This window comes from Agromyces sp. NPDC029043 (genome assembly GCF_055564615.1).
In genome coordinates, this window is record NZ_JBVHVX010000003.1 from 13,805 (window position 1) to 33,571 (window position 19,767).

Here is a 19,767-nt window from a genome sequence, read left to right on the forward strand (position 1 = left end):
ACGGCATGGCGGCGAACATCAGCTGCATCCACGAGCACCATCATCGTCGCCGGGTGTCGGGCGGTGCGGCTCAAGATCTCGGGCTCGCGCGGCGATCCAGGGCGTCGATGACGGTCTCGGCGATGTCGATGTCGTAGAGCCGCTCGACGCTCTGGAACCCGCCGGGGCTCTCCGGGTTGATCTCCACGATCTTGCTGCCGATCACGTCGATGCCCACGAGAAACATGCCATCGGCGACCAGCTTGTCGCCGATCGCCTCGACGATGCCGAGCTCAGCATCGCCGATCTCGAGGGGCACCGATCGACCACCCTTGCTGATGTTCGCGCGGGGGTCGTTGCCGGTGGGCACGCGTCGGAAGGCGGCCGCCCTGCCGTCGCGCTCGAGGATGCGGCCCTCCAGCAGGAAGATCCGGGCATCGCCGTCCTCGCCTCCGTCGATGAACTCCTGGACGATGGCGTAGCCCTCCTGCAGCACCGCCTCCGTCATCTGCGCGAGGTTGGTCTCACCCGGGCCCTCGATCATGAAGACGTTGCGGCCCTTGGCCCCGTACAGCGGTTTGACGACGGAGCGGCCGACCTCGTCGACGAACCGCTCGATCGCCTCGGGATCTCGGGTCACCAGCGACCGTGGTCGGACCGTCTCGGGGAACTCCTCGAGGTAGAGCTTGCTGGTCGCTCGATGGAGATTGACGGGGTCGTTGACCACCGTCACGCCTCGGTCCGCGAGCATCCGTCCGAACACCACGCCCATCGGGCTGGCCCACGGGCGATCCTGCAGGTCGTCGATCGACTCGTTGCGCAGGACGAGCGCATCCAGGTCGTCCATGACGACCCGCTCGGCGTCACGCGCCTTGATCCCCTCCATGAAGCTCGCGAGGGTGTCGTCGCTCTTCCACCTCGCGGCACGAGCCATGGCCGCGAACTGCCCGTCGCTGCTGCCGAGCTCGAAGTCGCCGACTCCGACATACCAGGTCTCGTGCCCGCGTCTGGATGCGGCCCTGGCGAGCCGGGTGGTCGCGTACTCGTCGATCTCGGTGTCGACGTCGTTGACCAGGAATGCGAGCCTCATGCCGCCACTCCTTCCTCATAGAGGTCGGTGACCGTCGCGCCCTCGCGCAGCCGCGCCAGACGCTCGTGCGCACCCGGCACATCCAGCCAGCGTGGCCGAACCCACGGCGCGTGGAGCACCTCGCGGTCGAGCAGGTCCTGCACCAGGGGGATGTGGTCCAGGGCGAGCTTGCCGACGAGCAGGACGTCGAGACGGCTGCCCTCGGCGAGGGCGTCGAGGATGCGCGTGATCCCGCGCAGGTAGATCGCGTCCTTCACCCAGCCGCCTCCGACGACGACCCGGATGGCGATGGACCACGCGGTCCGTGCCGGTATGCGGTAGTCGGCCCGCAGCGACTCGAAGATGTCCAGGAAGCCGGCGCCGTCGAGCATCATGCCGACCGCGACCACTCGCGCCGCGAGCACGCGCAGCCGCCGCGGGTCCAACCCGCCGGTCAGGTACTCGGCGAGCACGGCGAGGCCCTCCTGCGTCTCGTCGTAGCCGGGCAGGCCGATGGTCATCAGCGTCAGGGGCTGCCGCGCACCGTTCTGGTAGGTGACCACGTGGGTGCCGACCTCGTGGTGCAGCAACGGGTCGACCCGGTCGGCCCGGAAGGCGGCGGACTCCGGGATGAGGAGGTGGCCGAACGACACCATCAACTCGGAGATGTCGTCCCGGACCTCGACGAGGACGGGGAAGTCCGGGTACACGGCGCGGTAGCGCTCGAACTCGGCACGGGCCGCGTCGGCGAACGCCCCGGCCGTGACGGTCTGGGTGCTGGATGCCTGCGGGGGAATGGTCTCGAGCAGCTCCTCCGCCGCCGCAGCCAGCGGAGGGGCCACCGTTCCGTACAGCTGGAGCGAACCGTACAGGAACCGCGACGTGTCGCGATCCTCCAGTGCGGTGATCTGCCGGGCGATCTCGTCCCGCTTCGCCCGGAAGAGCGCGTGCAGGGCCGGATCGTCCACGTTCTCGACCTCGAGGTCGTACAGGTCGCGCCGAGCCAGGTCGGGATCGAAGTCCAATGGCCGGAGCCGCAGCGTGGGGACCGTGCCGAAGTCACTGCGTTCGAAGTCCGCCCACGCCTCCGCGGCGTTGAGCGGCGTGACGTTGACGAGCAGGTCGACACGGCGCTCGATCTCGGTGAGTCGCGCGTCGATCTCGAATGCGGGCGCCAGCTGCTCGGTCGGCGATGCCATGGCACGAACATACCCACGCGTCGTGGGCCCGATTCAACCCCTTGCACGGTCGGAGCCAGTCGTTGACGACGAACACGCTGTTCCCGACTACCTTCCCGCCCGGTACGCCGGTCCGCGGCTCCTAGACGCGTGCGGTGCGCCGCACCACGTCGCCGAGCGCGTCGGCGTCGAGTGCGAACAGGTCGCGTGATCCGGCGGTGGCGGCGCCGACGAGCCCGGATGCCGCCGGCAGGAGCTGCTCAGCGTAGAACCGTGCCAGCGGCAACTGGGCCGCCGCGATGCCGTCGCCGTCGAGCTCGCGAGCGGCGAGCGCGGACTTCGCGAGCAGCCAGCCGCCGACCACGAGCCCCCAGATTCGCAGGTACGGGCTGGAGCCCGCGAGCACCGAGTTCGGGTCGGAGACGCCGGTGCGGAGCATCCACCCCGTCGTCTGCTCGAGCACGTCGAGCCCCGTGTTCAGCTGTGCACGGATGGAGGCGAAGTCGTCGCCCGCGGCCGCGAGCTCGCGGTCGAGCTCGCGCATGGTGGCGATGAACTCGAGGAACGAGGCGCCGCCCCGCACGCCGAGCTTGCGGCCGACGAGGTCGGCGGCCTGGATGCCGTTCGTGCCCTCGTAGATCGCGGTGATGCGCACGTCGCGATAGTGCTGGGCGGCTCCGGTCTCCTCGATGAAGCCCATACCGCCGTGGATCTGCAGTGCCAGCGACGTGAGCTCGATGCCGAGGTCGGTGCCGAACGCCTTGCAGATCGGGGTGAGGAGGCCCACGATCTCGTCGGCCCGAGCGCGGGTCGCAGCATCCGGGTGGTTGGTCGAGAGGTCGACGTGGACGGCGTTGAGGAGCATCATCCGTCGCAGCGCGGCGATGTACGACTTCTGCGTCATGAGCATGCGGCGCACGTCGGGGAAGTCGATGATGGGGGAGTCCTGCGTCGCGCCGATCGCGCGGCCCTGGATGCGCTGCCTGGCGTAGTCGAGCGACTGCTGGTACGCGCGCTCGGCGACGGCGAGGCCCTGCATGCCCACCGACAGGCGGGCACTGTTCATCATGACGAACATGATGCGCATGCCGAGGTTCTCCTCGCCGATGAGGTAGCCGGTGGCATCCTCGTACGACAGCACGCAGGTGGGCGAGCCGTGGATGCCCATCTTGTGCTCGAGGCCGACGGTGTGCACGCCGTTGCGCTCGCCGAGCGAGCCATCCGCGTTCACCAGGCGCTTCGGGACGATGAAGCACGAGATGCCCTTCGTGCCGGCCGGCGCGTCGGGCGTGCGGGCGAGCACGAGATGCACGATCTGGTCGCTCAGGTCGTGGTCGCCGAACGAGATGAAGATCTTCTGGCCGGTGATGCCGTACGTGCCGTCGGCGCGCTTGACGGCCTTCGTCGTGAGCGCGCCCACGTCGGAGCCGGCGTGGGGCTCGGTGAGGTTCATCGTGCCGGCCCACTCGCCGCTGACCATCTTGGGCAGCCACGCCTGCTTCTGCGCGTCGCTGCCGTAGTGCAGCAGCGCCTCGATGGCGCCCTGCGTGAGCAGCGGCCCGAGTGCGAACGCGATGTTCGCGGTCGTCGTGAGCTCCTGGATGGCGAGTCCCACCGTTCGCGGGAAACCTCCGCCGCCGAACTCCTCGGGCAGGGCCACCGAACCCCAGCCCGCGTCGACGTACGCGGCGTAGGCCTCCTTGAAGCCCGCGGCCGTGGTCACCGTGCCGTCGGCATTCAGGTGGGCGCCCTCGAGGTCGCCGGCGCGGTTGGTGGGGGCGACGACCTCGGCCGCGAAGTCGCCGAACTCCGTGAGGATCTCGGAGACGGTGTCGAAGTCGGCGTGCTCGAACCCCGGAAGCTGCTCGACCTGGTGGTAGCCCACGACGTGCTCGAGGGCGAATGCGAGGTCGGCGACGGGCGGACGGAACTCGTTCATGTTCGGACTGTAGACCCCGGTTCGCAGCCGGCCGCGGAGGTCTGTCGGGATCGACGACACGGATCGGCCGATCCGGTGCCGTGCTTGTGGCATCCGGCAATCGCGCGACCCGATTCGACACATCTCGGGAATGCCCGGTGCTCGCTCGCGTTGGCCCTAGGTGTGGTCGCCCGCGCGTTCGGCCGGCCGGACGAGGAGGAACGTGACCGAGAAGACCGCCGTGGGGTTCCGCTCCGAACGCGGGCCGGTGCTGATCGCGCTGATGCTGTGCACCGGGCTCGTGGCGATCGAGGCGACGATCCTCGCGACCGCGGTCCCGTCGATCGTCGCCGACATCGGCGGATTCGCGCAGTTCCCTTGGCTGTTCTCGATCTACCTGCTCGCGCAGGCCGTCTCCGTCCCCGTCTACGCCAAGCTCGCCGACACCGTCGGGCGCAAGCCGATCATCCTGGTCGGCATCGGCACGTTCCTCGTGGGCTCGATCCTGGCGGGCTTCGCGTGGGACATGAGCTCGCTCATCGTGTTCCGTGCCATCCAAGGTCTGGGCGCGGGGGCCGTGCTGCCCGTGTCGATCACCATCACGGGCGACCTCTACACGGTGCGCGAGCGCGCCCGCGTGCAGGGCTACATCGCGAGCGTCTGGGCCGCGTCATCCGTCATCGGGCCCTCGCTCGGCGGGCTGTTCGCCGAGTTCCTGTCGTGGCGATGGATCTTCTTCGTCAACATCCCGCTGAGCATCGTCGCCGCGTGGATGCTCATCCGCAACTACCACGAGTCCGTCGAGCGCACGAAGCACCGCATCGACATCGCCGGAGCGGCCGTGCTCACCGTCGGGCTCACGCTGCTCATCCTCGCGGTGCTCGAGGGCGGGCAGGCCTGGGCGTGGAACTCATGGCAGTCGATCGGCGCGTTCACCGTCGCGGCGCTGCTCCTCGTGGCGTTCGTGCTCATCGAGCGCCGGGCTGCCGAACCGGTGCTTCCGCTCTGGGTGTTCTCGCGCCGCCTGATCCTCACGACGTCGCTGATGTCGTTCGGCGTGGGCGCGGTGCTCATCGGCCTGACCTCGTACGTGCCCACGTTCCTCGAGATCTCGGCGGGCGCCACGCCCCTCGTCTCCGGGCTCGCCGTCGCTGCCCTCACGCTCGGCTGGCCGATCTCGGCCTCGCAGTCGGGGCGGCTGTTCCTGCGCATCGGCTTCCGCAGCACCGCCTTCCTCGGGCTCGGCATCGCCGTGCTCGGTTCCGCGGGACTCGTGGCGGCGACGTTCGTCCCGAACCCCGTGACGGCCGCGATCGCCTGCTTCGTCGTCGGGCTCGGCCTGGGGCTGGTGGCCTCGCCGACGCTCATCGCGGCGCAGTCGTCGGTGCCGTGGGCGGAGCGCGGCGTCGTGACCGGCGCCAACATGTTCCTGCGTTCGATGGGCAGCGCCGTGGGCGTCGCGATCTTCGGTGCCGTCGCCAACGGGGTCATCGACGCGTCCGGGCTCGGCGCCCACTCGGCCGCGGCGATCCAGGCCGCCTCGGCGGCGGTGTTCGTCGGAGTGGTGATCGCGGCGGTCGCGACGATCGCGGGTGCCGTGGCGATGCCCCGAGCGCACGTCGACGACATCGAGCACCGCCAGGTCGAGCCGGAGCCGTCCACCGCCCCGAACTGAGGCGAACGCCGTCTCGAGCGGTGCGTGCCCGGGCGTGGTCTCGGGCGACCGGGGTCACTCGCGGCATGCCGGAGCATACGGCCGCGCGCCCAACACCTCGCCCCACTCCTCCTCGGTGAGGACGCGCCCCGCGATGCGGCACGCGCGTTCCTCCCAGACGGCGGGGTCGGCGACGACCACCTGCGTGCTTCCGTCGGTGCGTTCGAGTGCCACCGTGCGCTCCGTGAACTCGCTGAACGCACCCGGCCGCATGAACCGCTCGAGCCTGAAGTCCGCCGACCAGTCGCCGAGGTCCCACGTGATGATCGCCCCGTCCGCCCCGGCGGTCACCAGCTGGCCGGCCGGCCCGAACTCGACCGCGGCGACCGTGCCGTCGTGTTCCCGGAGCGTCTCCGCGATGTCGCCCGTCTCGACGTCCGCCACGACGACGCCGGTCCCGGCGGCGACGGCGAGCTGAAGGCCGTCGCGGCTGAAGTCCGCCGCGGCAGGAGGGGAAGCCAGGGGGATGGTGTCGGACCTCGTCGTGGACGCATCGATGATCCGCACCGCGAGCGCGCCGTCTCGGACCGCGATCCGGCGACCGTCCGGGCTGACGGCGAGAAGCCCGTCGCCGCCGATTCGACCGATCTCGCTGCCGGACGCGGTCTCGACGACGACCGTCGGTCCGAATCCGCTGACGTAGAGCTGCGATCCATCGGATGAGAACTTCACCGCACCCAGTTGCTCGCCGAGCGCGGACGGGGCGCTCACGTCGGAACCCGACACGTCGAGGTCCAGGAGTATCGGGGCGGCCGGGCCCTGACCGTCGACACGCCAGATCGCGACATCCGCCGACGAATCGGACCACGGCGTCGCTGCGACCGCCGCGAACCGGGATCCGTCGGCCGAGTACTCGACGTCGATCGCCGGTCGGCCCATTCCCTCATAGGTCGTCAACCCGCTTCGACCCGAGTTCGCGATATCGAGCGTTGCCAGTCGCGGCCGGCCGCATTCGGTGCCGACGCACACGATCTCGCTGAATGCGACGGCGCCGGAACGGGGCTCGATCGCCGAGGTCAGGACGGTTCCGCCGAACGGCGAGTATTCGCCCAGCTGCGCCCGCTCGATCAGGTCGAACAGGCGCACATCCTCGTGGCCGTCGATCACCGAGGCCACGGTGGCATCCTCGTCGAGCGACATGCTCGTCGCACCCGCTCGCAGGTCCGGGATGCGGAAGAAGCTCTCGACCCGGGGCGCCCGCGAGTAGACGCGCACCAGGTTCACCCGCGTCTCCGGGCTGTCCCAGAGCCGGATGGCCTCGACGGCCAACAGCAGCGCTCGATCGAGTTCGGGCTCCTCGAGCGCGAGTGCCGCGACCCGGCGAGCCTCGGCGACCGTCGCGCGCTCGCCTGCGAGGTTCGCCTGGAAGCCCGCCACGACGCCGGCGATGACCGCGATGATCGTCAGGCCGGCTGCGCCGGCGGAGACCCAGCTGAGTCTGCGCACCAAGCGTCGCTCCTGGCGCAGCTGTTCCCGGGCGGCAGCGAGTCCCGCCGTCTCATGCGCGGTCGAGTCATCGAGGAAGTCCTGCTCGACCGCCGTCAGTGCCGGCCCGACCGAATCCCGCCAGTGCTGGGCCGCGGTCAGTCGGGCACCGCGGTACAGTTCGCTCTCCGGTCGTCCCATCGCATCCCACGCGCTTGCCGCCGCACTCAGGTGGGCCACGATCCGCTGGCCCTCGACATCATCGGCGAGCCATTCCCTCAGCCGGGGCCACGCTCGCGCGAGCGCCTCGTGGGAGAGCTGTACCGACTGCGCATCGGTCGTGAGGAGGCGTGCATCGACCAGCCGATCGATGATCTCCGCATGGGCGTCGTCGATCGCGACGCGGGAGCGTTCCACCCGGCGTGCCACGACCGTGCCGTCGGCCGAGGCTTCCACGAGGCGAAGGAGGATGTCGCGCGCCTGCCGGGCGCCGTCCTCGGAGAGCGCGGCGTACACCTCCTCGGCGGTCTTGGCGACGGCGCCGTCGATCTCACCGGATTCCCGGTAGCCGTCGACGGTCATGACGCGTCCCTCACGACGCGACCACACCTGACGCAGCGCGTGGGACAGCAACGGGAGGGCCCGGCCGTCGGCATCGCGCACGAGGATCTCGACGAGACCCGGCTCCAGGATGAGTGCCGCCTGCTCCGCCGGCTTCTCGATCACGGCGCGGAGTCCGTCCCGTCCCAGCGCGGTGAGCATGAGCAGGTGCGACTGGATGAGCGCTGGGAAGCCGTCGTACTCCGCGAGGTCTCCGAGACGGTCGGCGCGGAGGGCGATGACGACCATCGACCGCACGACCGCCCGCGAGAGGACGTCGAAGAAGGCCCCCGTCTCGGCGGGATCGCTCGCGGCGAACGCCTGCTCGCACTGGTCGACGATGAGCAGCGTCGTCCCCGCCATGAGATCGACACCCCGGATCGCATCGAGAGGATGCTCGCCAGGCGTTACGATCGCGACCTCCCGGCCGCGGCCGACGTAGTGCGCACCGATGCCGGCCCTCACGAACGAGGACTTGCCGACGCCCGAGGAGCCGGCGATGAGCAGCACACCGTGCTCCTCGAGCGCCGCCAGTGCCTCCGACAACTCCGTCTCGCGGCCGAAGTACCGTTCGGCATCCCCCACGTCCGCGGGTGGCAGGCCGAAATACGGGCACTCACGGCTCGCGGCGTGGAAGATCCGCTCGGACAGCAGGGAAGGGTCCTGACGCAGGATCGCCTTCTCGAGTTCGGTGAGCTCCACGCACGGGTCCAGTCCGAGCTCGGAAGCCAGGAGCGCCCGCGCCGTCCGCACCGTCTCCATCGCCTCGGCCTGTCGACCCTGCCGATACTGCGCCAGGCTCAGCACCACCCAGCGCCGCTCGCGCAACGGCGCCTCGGCGACGAGCGCACGCGCCTCTGCGGCGACCTCGCGAGACTCGCCCGACTGGAGTCGCGCGTCCAGGAGCAGGTCCTCGACTGCGAGACGCATCTCCCCGAGACGACCCGACGCGATCCGCGCGGGATCCCAGTCGAGGAGGTCCGTGAACGCCTCGCCCCGCCACAGGGCGAGCGCTTCCGAGAACGTGTGTGCGGCACGCTCCGGCACACCGATCTCGAGCTGCCGCGTCCCCCGCGCGACCAGTTCCTCGAATCGCTGGGCATCGACCTCCAGGGAATCGTCGTCCAGCCGGTACCCGAGGGGCGTCGTCTCGATCCGAGCGGGCGCGATGAGCCGACGCAGGCGCATGACGCACCCCTGGATCACCTTCGACCACGAGGGCGGGACTTCGTCACCCCAGAGCGCGGCCGCGAGGGACTCGGCGGGCAGCGGTTCACCGAGCCGGACCGTGAGCGCACCCATCACCGCACGATCACGCGGAGCCAGACGGATCCGGCCGTCGTCGAGTGTCAGCGTTCCGAGAACGCGCACCTCCATGTCGCCACTGTCACGCTGAAGCGAAGATCCGTCAAGACGCCCGGTACCGCACCGATACCGAGCGGACCCGAATCGGTACCCTGCTGATACCGGTGCGTCCTTCACTGAGCGAGCAGCCATCCGCTGCAGGTATCGAACGAAAGGACGTGACATGTGGACCTCACCTCGCGGCGCCCGCGCCGAGCGCGCCGCACACGCGCGTCAGGTGGGCCTGGTCGTCGTCGTGCTGGCGTGCGTGGGCCTCTCGGCGTGCACCGCCGATTCGGCGCCGTCACCCGCATCCACCACCGAGGCTGCGGTCGTCGAACCGCTGCCGGACAGCGGCGGATTCGAGGACCTCGACGCCGGCACCTATCTCGTCACCGGCTTCACCGTGCCCTTCGAGATCACCGTCCCGGACGGATGGCAGTCCTTCGGCTGGGGCGTCCTGAAGGAGGAGGCGGGTGAATGGGGCGTCTTCGTCAACTTCGGCAGCCCCCGCTACGTTCCGCCGGACGGCTGCACGTGGGAGGACACGCTCCTCGAGATCGATCAGACCCCGGAATCCTTCATCGAGGCGATGGCGGCCCAGACGTCGACGGTGACCACTCCCGCCACCGAGGTCACGATGGGCGACTTCGCCGGGCTCGAGATCGACCTCGCCGTCGAGGGCGACGTCGATATCACCGAGTGCGACCGCCAACGGATCTGCCTCTACTCGGACATCCCGCAGTGTTCGCGCATCTACGAGCACGTGACCGAGCACGAGACCGAGCGCATCCTCGACCTGAACGGCGAGCTCGCGCTGATCGCGGTGGGCGAATTCGTGCCCGTCGATCCCGCGCTGACCGCTGAAGCACGCGAGGTCTTCGACTCGATCGAGTTCGTACCCGACGGATGAACGACGACGTCGCAGGAGCATCCGCGATGAGACCCGCGAGCGATCGCGGGTCTTCCCGCATTCCCGGGCCGGTTCCGAGCCGAGCCGGACACCGGCTGGACAACGGCCGTTCGCTGCGGTTGCATGGAACGCGAGGGACACGGGCCGCGCCCCTCCGATCGAGTGCCGAGGGGGCGGATCGCAGGCTGGTCGGAGGTGGTCGATGGAGCCCCAGTTCCGCAACAAGCGGAATCGCGACTTCCAGGAGACGCGCACGCCCGTCGGCGTCGTCGGCGGCCTCGTCGGGCTCGTCGCCGCCAGTGCGGCCGCGGCGACGCTCGTGACCGTCGCGATCACGCCGGCCATCGCGGCCGTCGGCGTCGCGACATCCAGCACCATCTCGATGTTCGAGAACCTGCCCAGCTACCTCGAGATCGGCGAGCTCTCCGAGAAGAGCAACATCTACGCCACGCGGTCCGACGGCTCGGTGGTGCTGCTGGCGTCGTTCTACGACCAGAACCGCGTCGAGGTCGGCTGGGACCAGATCAACCAGTACGTGAAGGATGCCGCGATCGCGGGGGAGGATCCCCGGTTCTACGAGCACAGCGGCGTCGACCTGCAGGGCACGGTGCGTGCCGCCGCGACGACCGCGACCGGCCGCGAGACCCAGGGCGGCTCCTCGATCGCGCAGCAGTACGTGAAGAACGTGCGCGTGCAGGAATGCGAGCGCGACGCCACGAGCGAGGAGGAGCGCGACGGCTGCTACGACGCCGTGACCGAGACCACGATCGATCGCAAGCTGAAGGAGATGCGGCTCGCGATCGGCATCGAGAAGCGCTACACGAAGAGCGAGATCCTGCTCGGTTACCTCAACATCGCCGGTTTCGGCGGCACCGTGTACGGCATCGAGGCGGCGGCGAACTACTACTACAACACCTCGGCAGCGAATCTCACCCTGCCGCAGGCGGCGTCGCTCATGGCGATCGTGAACAACCCGGGCAAGTTCCGGCTCGACCAACCGGGCAGCGAGTCGAACGGCGCAGCCAACGGCTACGCGGCGAACACGGGCCGGCGCGACTACATCCTGCGGAGCATGCTCGAGGAGCGGAAGATCACGCAGGAGGAGTTCGACGCGGCGATCGCCACGCCCGTGCAGCCCGCGATCACCGAGCCGAGCACCGGATGCCAGACCGCGGCCGGCAGCGCCTACTTCTGCGACTACGTGAAGAACATCCTGCAGAACGATCCGATCTTCGGAGAGGATGAGACGACCCGACTGCTGAACTTCCGCCGCGGCGGGTACGACGTCTACACGACGCTCGACCTCGACCTGCAGAGCGCCGCCGAAGCCGCGATCTCGCGGCACGTCCCCCAGACGTTCCCGGGATGGGACGTGGGCGGCGTCATCTCGAGCGTCGAGGTGGGCACGGGCCGCGTGCTCGCGATGGCCCAGAATCGCACCTACAGCCAGGACCCGGCCGTGCTCGCGCAGGGCCCGCAGTTCACGAGCATCAACTACAACACCGACTACGACTACGGCGGTTCGCGCGGCTTCCAGCCCGGGTCCTCGTACAAGGTGTTCACCCTGGCCGAATGGCTCAGCTCGGGCAAGGGCCTCGGCGACCGCGTGGATTCGAGCCCGAAGAGCAACTGGGGCGTCTTCCAGGACAGCTGCCTCGGACCGCATTTCGCGGGCAACTGGAACCCGCGCAACGACGCGAACGAGTCGGGCGGCAACTACAGCGCGATGGAGTCCACGATCGGGTCGATCAACACGGGCTTCATCGGCATGGCCAAGCAGCTCGACCTCTGCAACATCCGCAAGCGGGCCGAGGCGTTCGGCGTGCACCGGGCCGACGGGAACACCCTCGTCCAGGGGCCGTCGTCGGTGATCGGCACGAACGAGGTGGCGCCGCTGAGCATGGCGGTCGCCTTCGCCGGCATCGCGAACAACGGGCTGACCTGCACCCCCGTCGCGATCGACCGGATCGTCGGTCGCGACGGCGAGGAGGTGGCTCCGCCGAAGTCGACCTGCACGCAGTCGGTGACCCCCGAGGTCGCGGCGGCGATGCACACGGCGCTCGGCGCCGTCATGACCAGCGGCACGGCGCAGGCCTCGAACGCCGCCACGGTGCCGCGAGTTCCGCTCATCGGCAAGACGGGCACCACCGATGGCGCCAAGGACACCTGGATGGTGGGTGCGAGCTCGCGGGTCGCGACGGCCGCCGCGGTGGTCAGCGTCAACGGCGACGCCAACCAGCGCGGTCTCAGCTTCCAGACCGGTCAGGCGGCGACCGCGCGGCATCGCATGTGGCCCGAGGTGATGTCGGTCGCCGCGGCCAAGTACGGCGGCGACGGGTTCACCCAGGCCGGAATGGGGCCGGTGACCGGGCCCGGTTCGTCGCCCGACGGCTCCGTCCCGCCCGAGGACGGCGGCGAGGACGAGGGCGAGGGCACGCCGACGCAGCCCGCGCAGGCGCCGCCCGCCGTGGAGCCCGTGCCCCAGCCCGAGCCCGAGCCGGTGCCCGTCCCAGAGCCGAACAACGCGCCCGGGAACGGGAACGGCTTCGGCGACGCCGGGTGGCCCTTCGATCCCGGCGCCGGCTGGCCATTCGATCCGGGGGGCTGACCGGAGGCCGAGCAGCGCGATGGACGGTCAGGGCGGAATCGACGACCGCGTCCCCGAATCCCACGAGGACCCGCGATCGCCGACGCCCCCGACCACGTCCAAGGTCGTCATCGAATGGCTGGGCGTGCTCGTCCCGTTCACGACGGTGCTCACCGCGCTCGCGTTCTGGTTCGGATGGACTCTCACCAACGCCCGCAGCCGGTATCTCGGCGTCGACGCCAGCGTCTTCGGCTTCACGCCGACCGACTACATCCTGGCAGCGCCGATGCGGTCATCGTCCCCGTCATCCTGATCTGCCTCGCAGGCCTCGTCTGGGTGAGCCTGCTCGCTGGAGTCAACGTGCTGCTGGACCGGCCCGCGCTCAGGCAGCCGGTCCGGATCGGCGCGACGATCGTGCTCGCGGCATCCCTGGTGGGGGTGGTCGTGGCGCTGCGGGCCATGTTCGTCGGGTTCGCACCCGGAACCCACTACCTCGCCGCCCCGCTGGTGCTGGGCGTCAGCGCGACCCTCGCCGGGACCGCGGCCGCGGTGCTGCGCCGGACGGCGTCCGACCCGAACCTCCGGCTCGCGCGCCTGTGGGGCCGTGGCGGCGTGGTGCTGACCGCGACCATCGTGGTCGCGAGCCTGTTCTGGGCCTCGACGCTGTACGCCGACGCCCTCGGCCGCGGTCGCGGCATGGACGTCGAGCAGCAGCTCGAGCGCCTCCCGTCGGTCGTGGTCTTCAGCGCGACGCCGCTCGGACTGGAACCCCCTGCCGAACCGCGGCCGGTCGACGACGGCGGGCGCTACGTCGTGAGGTACGACGGGCTCCGGCTCCTGTTGAAGTCCGGCGGGTCGTACTTCCTGCTCCCTGACGGCTGGCGGAGCGGCGACGGGCCGGTGATCGTGCTGCCCGACGAGCCCGACATCCGTTTGGAGTTCACCGCTGGAGGTGGATGAGATGAACGGCATCCCGCGTCTCGTGGGTGCGGCGTCGGCCGCCGCGCTCCTGGCGCTGCTCGGCGGGTGCGCGACGGCCGGCCCCACCGAAACGGACGATCCGACCACGGCGGCGCCGAACCCGGAACCGAACCCAGAGCCGGTCGAGACGAACGAGGTGAGGCTCACGTGGGTCGAGACGGGCGGAGCGTCGCGCGTCACCATCGAGCTTCCCGACGACCTGCCGTACTTCCCGCTCTTCTCGGTCGATGCCGAGCGCGGTGACCAGGTGCGCGTGGAGTCGGTCGGGCTCGATCCGGCCGGGGCGTTCGCAGTCTCCGATGACGGATGCAGCGGCGTGGTCCTCGTGCCCGAGGCGCCGTGCTTCATCTCCCTGGTGCTCGACGTCGATGCGGTCGGCGTCTACGAGGCGGTCCTGCACGTGACGCCCGCCGACGGATCGACGGCGAGCATCCCGGTGCTCGTCGAGGTCGAGGACGACGTGGTCGACCCCGATCCGGAGGAGACCGACGGCACCGACGGCACCGACGGGACCGACGGGACCGACGATGCGCCTTCCTCGTGAGATGCGGCGCGTCGTCGGGCGACCTCCGTCGGCCTACACGTCGAACGAGTCGCCCGGTTCGAGTGCCAGGTACTCGCCGCCGCCCTGCTCGGTCGCCCAGCCCAGCCGGGCGTTCGAGAGGTCCTTGCCGGCGCGCGAGAGCACCATCTCGTGCGTGGGGAAGGCCCGCCGGGGCTTCACCGCCATCACGTAGTCCATCGACTCGGCGATCTTCATCCAGGGCGCGCCCGCCGGCGCCGCGAGCACGTCGACCTCGACGCCGTCGGGCACCACGAACGAGTCGCCCGCGTAGTACAGCGCATCGTTGACGAGCACGCCGACGTTGTCGATCACGGGGATCGACGAGTGGATCACCGCGTGGCGCCCACCGAAGAACCGCAGCCGGAACGGACCGACCTCGACCTCGTCGCCCGCGGCGACCCGCTCGACCTCGATGCCGGCGTCGGCGGCGGCCGTGGCCATGCCGTCGGGCCCGAACACCCGCACGCCGGGACTGCGGTCGCGGATGCGGCCGAGCTGCTCGGGCGTCCAGTGATCGTCGTGCTGGTGCGTCACGACCACGGCGAGCGCGCCGGCGGCCTCGGTGATCGGGGTCGTGAACTTGCCGGGATCGATGAACAGCCGGTCGCCTGAGTGCTCCACTACCAAGGCGGCGTGCTCGAGCTTCGTGACGCGCATGCTCAGAGCCAACACCGTGTCCGGGGCGTGCGCAACGGGGTTGCCTGCCACAATCGCTGCATGACGCGTGGCCCCCGCCGACTCCTGCTCGCGGTGAACCCGTACGCCTCGTTCGGGCGGAACCGCTGGGTCGGGCCGGCGGTCGCCGAGCGGCTCGTCGACGAGGGGTACGAGGTCGCGCTGCTGCGCGAGGCGAACTTCGAGCTGCTCCGGCGCGAGACCCAGTCGGCCTTCGAGCAGGGCACCGACGGGCTCGTGGTGGTGGGCGGCGACGGCATGGTGTCGCTCGGCGTGAACATCCTCGCGCGCACCGGGATCCCGCTCGGCGTGGTCGCGGCCGGGACGGGCAATGACCTCGCTCGGGCGCTCGGCCTCCCGCACGAGCACCCCGAGGCCTCGCTCGACGCGCTCGTCGAGGGGCTGCGCCGTCCGCCCCAGGTCATCGACCTCGGGCTCGCGCACCACGGTGAGCTCAGCACGTGGTTCGCGTGCGTGCTCTCGGCGGGCTTCGACGCGGTGGTGAACGAGCGGGCCAACCGGATGGTGCGACCGCGCGGTCCGAGCCGGTACACGCTCGCGCTCATCCGCGAGCTCGCGACGTTCCGGCCGCGCCGGTACGCGATCACGCTCGACGGGTCGCGGCGCGAGCAGTCAGCCATGCTCGTCTCGGTCGCGAACACGCCCTCCCTCGGGGGCGGGATGCGCATCGTGCCGCACGCCGACCTGTCCGACGGCGTCCTCGACGTGTTCATCGTCCACCCGCTCTCCCGCGCGGGGCTGCTCGCGGTATTCCCGCGCGTGTTCGCCGGCGAGCACGTCGACCATCCCGCGGTCGAGTTCGCGCAGGCGCGACGCATCCGCATCGAGGCCGACGACATCGTCGCGTACGCCGACGGCGAGCGCATCGGCACCCTGCCCGTCGAGGTCGAGGTGGTGCCCGGAGCGCTCGCGGTGTTCGCGTGATGACCCCGGATCCTCGCGGGCGCGCTCGATTTGGAATGCGCCCGACGCGTATGCCATACTCGAACACGTTGCAACGAGGCCCCATCGTTTAGCGGCCTAGGACGCCGCCCTCTCACGGCGGTAGCGCGGGTTCAAATCCCGCTGGGGTCACCAACCGACGAAACGCCCCCGGCACCTGTGTGCCGGGGGCGTTCGTCGTTTTCCGCGCGATGCCGATCGCCCGCTAGACTCGACCGAGCGAAGGGGAGTATCCCGCCGGGGTTCGCGCTCCGGGCCACGATCGTCAGTACGAGCGTCGTCGATGACGCTCCGGTCGTGGCGGCGCACCGAGGTGCAGCCGGGAGAGACTTTCGGACTTCACCGTCCCTGCCAACCGTCCGAAAGGCGCCCCGTGACCGCACTCCCCGTCTGGTTCGAAGTCGGATCGCTCGTCGTGCTGACGCTCATCCTCGTCGCCGACCTGCTGCTGGTCATCAAGCGACCGCACGTGCCCTCGTTCCGCGAGTCGACGCTCTGGGTCGTGTTCTACATCGCGCTCGCGCTGGTCTTCGCGGGCCTGATGTTCATCATCGGCGACGCCGAGCACGGTGCGCAGTTCCTCGCCGGATGGCTGACGGAGTACAGCCTGTCGATCGACAACCTGTTCGTCTTCGTCATCATCATGGCCAGGTTCGCGGTGCCCCGGAAGTACCAGCAGGAGGTGCTGATGGTGGGCATCATCCTGGCGCTGATCCTGCGGGGCATCTTCATCCTGCTCGGCGCGCAGCTCATCGCGAACTTCAGCTGGATCTTCTACATCTTCGGCGCGTTCCTCCTGTACACGGCCGCGCAGCAGGCGTTCGGCAACCACGAGGACGACGGTGCCGACTCGGCGCTCATCCGCACGCTCCGCCGTCGCCTGCCCATCACGAACGACTACGACGGCATCAAGCTGCGCACGATGATCGACGGCAAGCGGTTCTTCACGCCCATGCTCATCGTGTTCGTCGCGATCGGCACCACTGACCTGATCTTCGCGCTCGACTCGATCCCCGCGATCTTCGGCATCACCGAGAGCCCGTTCATCGTGTTCACGGCGAACGTCTTCGCGCTCATGGGCCTGCGACAGCTCTACTTCCTGCTCGGCGGCCTGCTCGAACGCCTCGAGTACCTCAAGTACGGCATCGCGTTCATCCTGGCCTTCATCGGCGTGAAGCTCGTGCTGCACGCGATGCACGAGAACGAGCTGCCGTTCATCAACGGCGGCGAGCACATCGAGTGGGCTCCCGACATCTCGACCTGGACCTCGCTCGCCGTCATCATCGGCGCGATGGCCGTCGCGACCGTGGCGAGCCTCGTCAAGGCCAACCTCGACGCACGCCGCCGTGGCCACACGCTCGGCGAGGAGATCCCGCACTTCACCGAGGAGGGCGACCGCGCCGAGCGCGCGGGTGACGAGACCACCGCGAAGCGCTGATCCTCTCCACAGGCGTGCCGCTCGCGGCGCGCAGGTCGCTCCGCGCTTGCTAGCGTTGAGCGACTGCGGCTCGGCGACGACCCGACCCGTTCAGAGAGGACCCGATCTCGTGACGTCTGATGGCAGCGGCATCGTCCCGATTCCCAGCGGCTCGGCGCGCATCGCGCACAGCGCCCGCACGCACGTCGGCAATGTCCGCACGGTGAACGAGGATGCGCTGCTCGCGCACCCGCCGCTGTACGTCGTCGCCGACGGGATGGGCGGACACGCGCGCGGCGACGCCGCGAGCCGTGCGGTGATCGACACCTTCACGCGCCACCTCGACACCGGCCGCCCGTCCACGCCCGAGCAGGTGCTCGACGCGATCCACAGCTCGAACGAGGTCGTGCGCGCCCTGTCGGCCGACGATGACGAGGGCACCGCGGTCGCGGGCACCACCGTGGCCGGCATCGTGCTCGTCGACGCGGGCGACGGGCGCGGGGTGAACTGGATGGTCTTCAACGTGGGCGACTCGCGCGTGTACGCGTGGGACGGCCGACGGCTCGAGCAGGTCACGGTCGACCACTCGGCCGTGCAGGAACTCGTCGACGCCGGGCTGATCTCCGACGACGACGCCGAGCGCCATCCCGACCGGAACGTGATCACCCGCGCGGTGGGCGCCGACGACGTGGTCGAGCCCGACGTGTGGCTCGTGCCGGCGACGGGTCGCCAGGTCTTCCTGATCTGCTCCGACGGTCTGTCGAAGGAGGTCGGCGACGAGCGGATCGCCGAGATCCTCACCGGGCATTCCATGCACGCTGCAGGGCTCGCCGGCGAGCTCGTCGATGCGGCGCTCGCGGCGGGGGCCCGCGACAACGTGACGGCCGTGGTCGTCGAATCCGATCTCGGCGGTGCTGCCGACGGTGATGGGGCCACGCGCGACCGCGACGGCGCGCTGCCCGCCGACGTCGAGCAGACCCGGCCGAGGGGAACGGTGGACGAGGGTGGACTCCCGGCCTGACGCGGGCGGGCGGTGGCTGTCGGCGGCTCCCGGGCAGCCGCCGGTGCGGTTCCGGCCCCCGTCGCCGCCGCCCGACCTGCCCGGGTACACCCCGCTCGGGCTGCTCGGATCCGGTGAGTTCGCCGACGTGTTCCTGTACGAGCAGCGGCTCCCGCCACGCAAGGTCGCCGTGAAGGTGCTGCTCGCCGACGACATCGACGCGGGCACGCGCGCCCAGTTCGTCGCCGAGGCGAACCTCATGGCGCGACTGTCGGCGCATCCGTTCATCGTGACGATCTTCCACGCCGACGTCTCGGCCGACGGCCGCCCGTACTTCGTCATGGAGTACTGCTCGGGGCCCAGCCTGTCCGAGCGGTACAAGCGACAACCGCTCACCGTCGAGGATGCGCTGCGTACCGGCATCCGCCTCTCGGGAGCGGTGGCGACCGCGCACGCGGCCGGCATCCTCCACCGAGACATCAAGCCCGCGAACGTCCTCACCAACGACCACGGCTGGCCCGCGCTCAGCGACTTCGGCATCTCGAGCGACCTCGAGGGCGACCTGCCCGTGCACAGCACGTCGCTCACCGCCGACCCCGCCGCGACCGGGTCGGACACCGGCTCCGACCGCGCGGCGGTCGGCGTCAGCGTGCCGTGGTCTCCGCCCGAGCTGTTCGACGACGACCCCAGGCCCGACACGCGCAGCGACGTCTTCGCGCTCGCGGCCACCGTGCACACGCTGCTCGGGGGGCGTGCGCCGTTCGAGGTACCGGGTCGATCGAACGGCCCGCGCGACCTCATCGGTCGGATCCAGCGGGGCCGTATCACCCCGATCGGCCGCGACGACGTGCCCGCGAGCCTCGAGGCGGTGCTGGCGACCGGCATGGCGGTGCGCCGGGAGGACCGCTTCCAGAGCGCCGTCGAGCTGGGCCGCGCGCTGCAGCGCATCGAGCTCGAGCTCGGCTACGCGGTGACCGGCATCGAGGTGCCGGGTCTGCCTCCCGTCGCGCCTACCGACGCTGAGCCCGCCGACGGAGCGGTCGGAGCCGATGGCGAGGTCCGCAACGAGGCGGCGACGAGGGCACGATCGGTCCGGGTCGTCCACGCCGACGCGCCGCCCGTGATCGCGCCGGCGTTCGACGCGGTGGCCGGCGCGGCTGCGACGCACGCCCGCGGCATGCGCGAGGTGCGGGCGCGGGGGGCGCAATCCGCGCCATCCGCCCCGCCCTCGGCGCCGGTCGACGATGGAACGGTGCTCCTGGGTGCGGTCGGCCCCGAGCCGCGCTCCGCCCCGGAAGACGCCGAGCCGGTGGTCGACGCCCCGCCGCCGCGGTCGTCGCGACGGCGCGCGCTCGTCGTCGGAATCGCGGTCGCGGCCGCGGCCGCGCTGCTGGCCGCGGTGGGCGCGGCGGTCGTGCTCGGGTGAGCCGAGGGCGGGT

General features: G+C 70.4%; 15 protein-coding genes and 1 tRNA gene. 11 read left to right on the top strand and 5 right to left on the bottom strand.

Annotated features, from left to right (window positions below; genetic code table 11):
• Positions 1-70: 70 nt before the first annotated feature.
• The 3 genes from ACZ4TW_RS05385 to ACZ4TW_RS05395 form a co-directional block, all read right to left on the bottom strand.
• Complete coding sequence (locus tag ACZ4TW_RS05385) at positions 71-1,069, bottom strand: ATP-grasp domain-containing protein (RefSeq protein WP_465540932.1); 999 nt, start codon at positions 1,067-1,069, stop codon at positions 71-73.
• Entirely contained in the window at positions 1,066-2,247 is a 1,182-nt protein-coding gene (locus ACZ4TW_RS05390) for a flavohemoglobin expression-modulating QEGLA motif protein (RefSeq protein WP_465540934.1), read from the bottom strand. The genes ACZ4TW_RS05385 and ACZ4TW_RS05390 overlap by 4 nt, the downstream gene beginning before the upstream one ends.
• Before the next feature lie 121 nt (positions 2,248-2,368).
• A complete protein-coding gene (locus tag ACZ4TW_RS05395) occupies positions 2,369-4,165 on the bottom strand; it encodes an acyl-CoA dehydrogenase (protein WP_465540936.1) in 1,797 nt (598 codons plus the stop codon).
• A 262-nt stretch (positions 4,166-4,427) separates the two neighbouring features.
• Between ACZ4TW_RS05395 and ACZ4TW_RS05400 the strand changes: the two genes are divergently transcribed.
• The gene (locus ACZ4TW_RS05400; protein WP_465541414.1) at positions 4,428-5,819 is read left to right on the top strand and encodes an MFS transporter; all 1,392 of its coding nucleotides are present in this window, start codon (positions 4,428-4,430) and stop codon (positions 5,817-5,819) included.
• Between the two features lie 54 nt (positions 5,820-5,873).
• On the opposite strand, the gene ACZ4TW_RS05405 is transcribed toward ACZ4TW_RS05400, so the two are convergent.
• Positions 5,874-9,260, bottom strand: a complete 3,387-nt coding sequence (locus ACZ4TW_RS05405) for an nSTAND1 domain-containing NTPase (protein ID WP_465540938.1) — start codon at positions 9,258-9,260, stop codon at positions 5,874-5,876.
• A gap of 151 nt (positions 9,261-9,411) precedes the next feature.
• Between ACZ4TW_RS05405 and ACZ4TW_RS05410 the strand changes: the two genes are divergently transcribed.
• From ACZ4TW_RS05410 to ACZ4TW_RS05430, 5 genes are all read left to right on the top strand, one after another.
• The gene (locus tag ACZ4TW_RS05410; RefSeq protein WP_465540940.1) at positions 9,412-10,140 is read left to right on the top strand and encodes a hypothetical protein; all 729 of its coding nucleotides are present in this window, start codon (positions 9,412-9,414) and stop codon (positions 10,138-10,140) included.
• 202 nt (positions 10,141-10,342) lie between these two features.
• Positions 10,343-12,748 carry a transglycosylase domain-containing protein gene (locus tag ACZ4TW_RS05415; RefSeq protein ID WP_465540942.1) on the top strand — a complete coding sequence of 802 codons (2,406 nt, stop codon included), beginning with the start codon at positions 10,343-10,345 and terminating at the stop codon, positions 12,746-12,748.
• Positions 12,749-12,767: 19 nt separating this feature from the next.
• Positions 12,768-13,040: a hypothetical protein gene (locus ACZ4TW_RS05420; RefSeq protein ID WP_465540943.1), complete on the top strand. Its 273-nt coding sequence runs from the start codon at positions 12,768-12,770 to the stop codon at positions 13,038-13,040.
• A gap of 23 nt (positions 13,041-13,063) precedes the next feature.
• Positions 13,064-13,687, top strand: coding sequence for a hypothetical protein (locus ACZ4TW_RS05425; RefSeq protein WP_465540945.1), 624 nt, complete (start codon positions 13,064-13,066; stop codon positions 13,685-13,687).
• A gap of 1 nt (position 13,688) precedes the next feature.
• On the top strand, positions 13,689-14,252 hold the full coding sequence (locus tag ACZ4TW_RS05430) for a hypothetical protein (protein ID WP_465540946.1): 564 nt from the start codon (positions 13,689-13,691) through the stop codon (positions 14,250-14,252).
• 33 nt (positions 14,253-14,285) lie between these two features.
• Here ACZ4TW_RS05430 and ACZ4TW_RS05435 read toward each other — a convergent pair whose 3' ends face one another.
• On the bottom strand, positions 14,286-14,930 hold the full coding sequence (locus ACZ4TW_RS05435; RefSeq protein ID WP_465540947.1) for an MBL fold metallo-hydrolase: 645 nt from the start codon (positions 14,928-14,930) through the stop codon (positions 14,286-14,288).
• A gap of 60 nt (positions 14,931-14,990) precedes the next feature.
• On the opposite strand from ACZ4TW_RS05435, the gene ACZ4TW_RS05440 reads away from it, so the two are divergent.
• The 5 genes from ACZ4TW_RS05440 (at position 14,991) to ACZ4TW_RS05460 (ending at position 19,754) form a co-directional block, all read left to right on the top strand.
• On the top strand, positions 14,991-15,893 hold the full coding sequence (locus ACZ4TW_RS05440) for a diacylglycerol/lipid kinase family protein (protein WP_465540949.1): 903 nt from the start codon (positions 14,991-14,993) through the stop codon (positions 15,891-15,893).
• 77 nt (positions 15,894-15,970) lie between these two features.
• Positions 15,971-16,046 (top strand) — tRNA-Glu (locus tag ACZ4TW_RS05445).
• Positions 16,047-16,284: 238 nt separating this feature from the next.
• Positions 16,285-17,349, top strand: a complete 1,065-nt coding sequence (locus ACZ4TW_RS05450) for a TerC family protein (RefSeq protein WP_465540951.1) — start codon at positions 16,285-16,287, stop codon at positions 17,347-17,349.
• Positions 17,350-17,458: 109 nt separating this feature from the next.
• A complete protein-coding gene (locus tag ACZ4TW_RS05455) occupies positions 17,459-18,349 on the top strand; it encodes a PP2C family protein-serine/threonine phosphatase (RefSeq protein WP_465540953.1) in 891 nt (296 codons plus the stop codon).
• Entirely contained in the window at positions 18,333-19,754 is a 1,422-nt protein-coding gene (locus ACZ4TW_RS05460; RefSeq protein WP_465540955.1) for a serine/threonine-protein kinase, read from the top strand. Before ACZ4TW_RS05455 ends, ACZ4TW_RS05460 begins: the two co-directional genes overlap by 17 nt.
• Positions 19,755-19,767 lie beyond the last annotated feature (13 nt).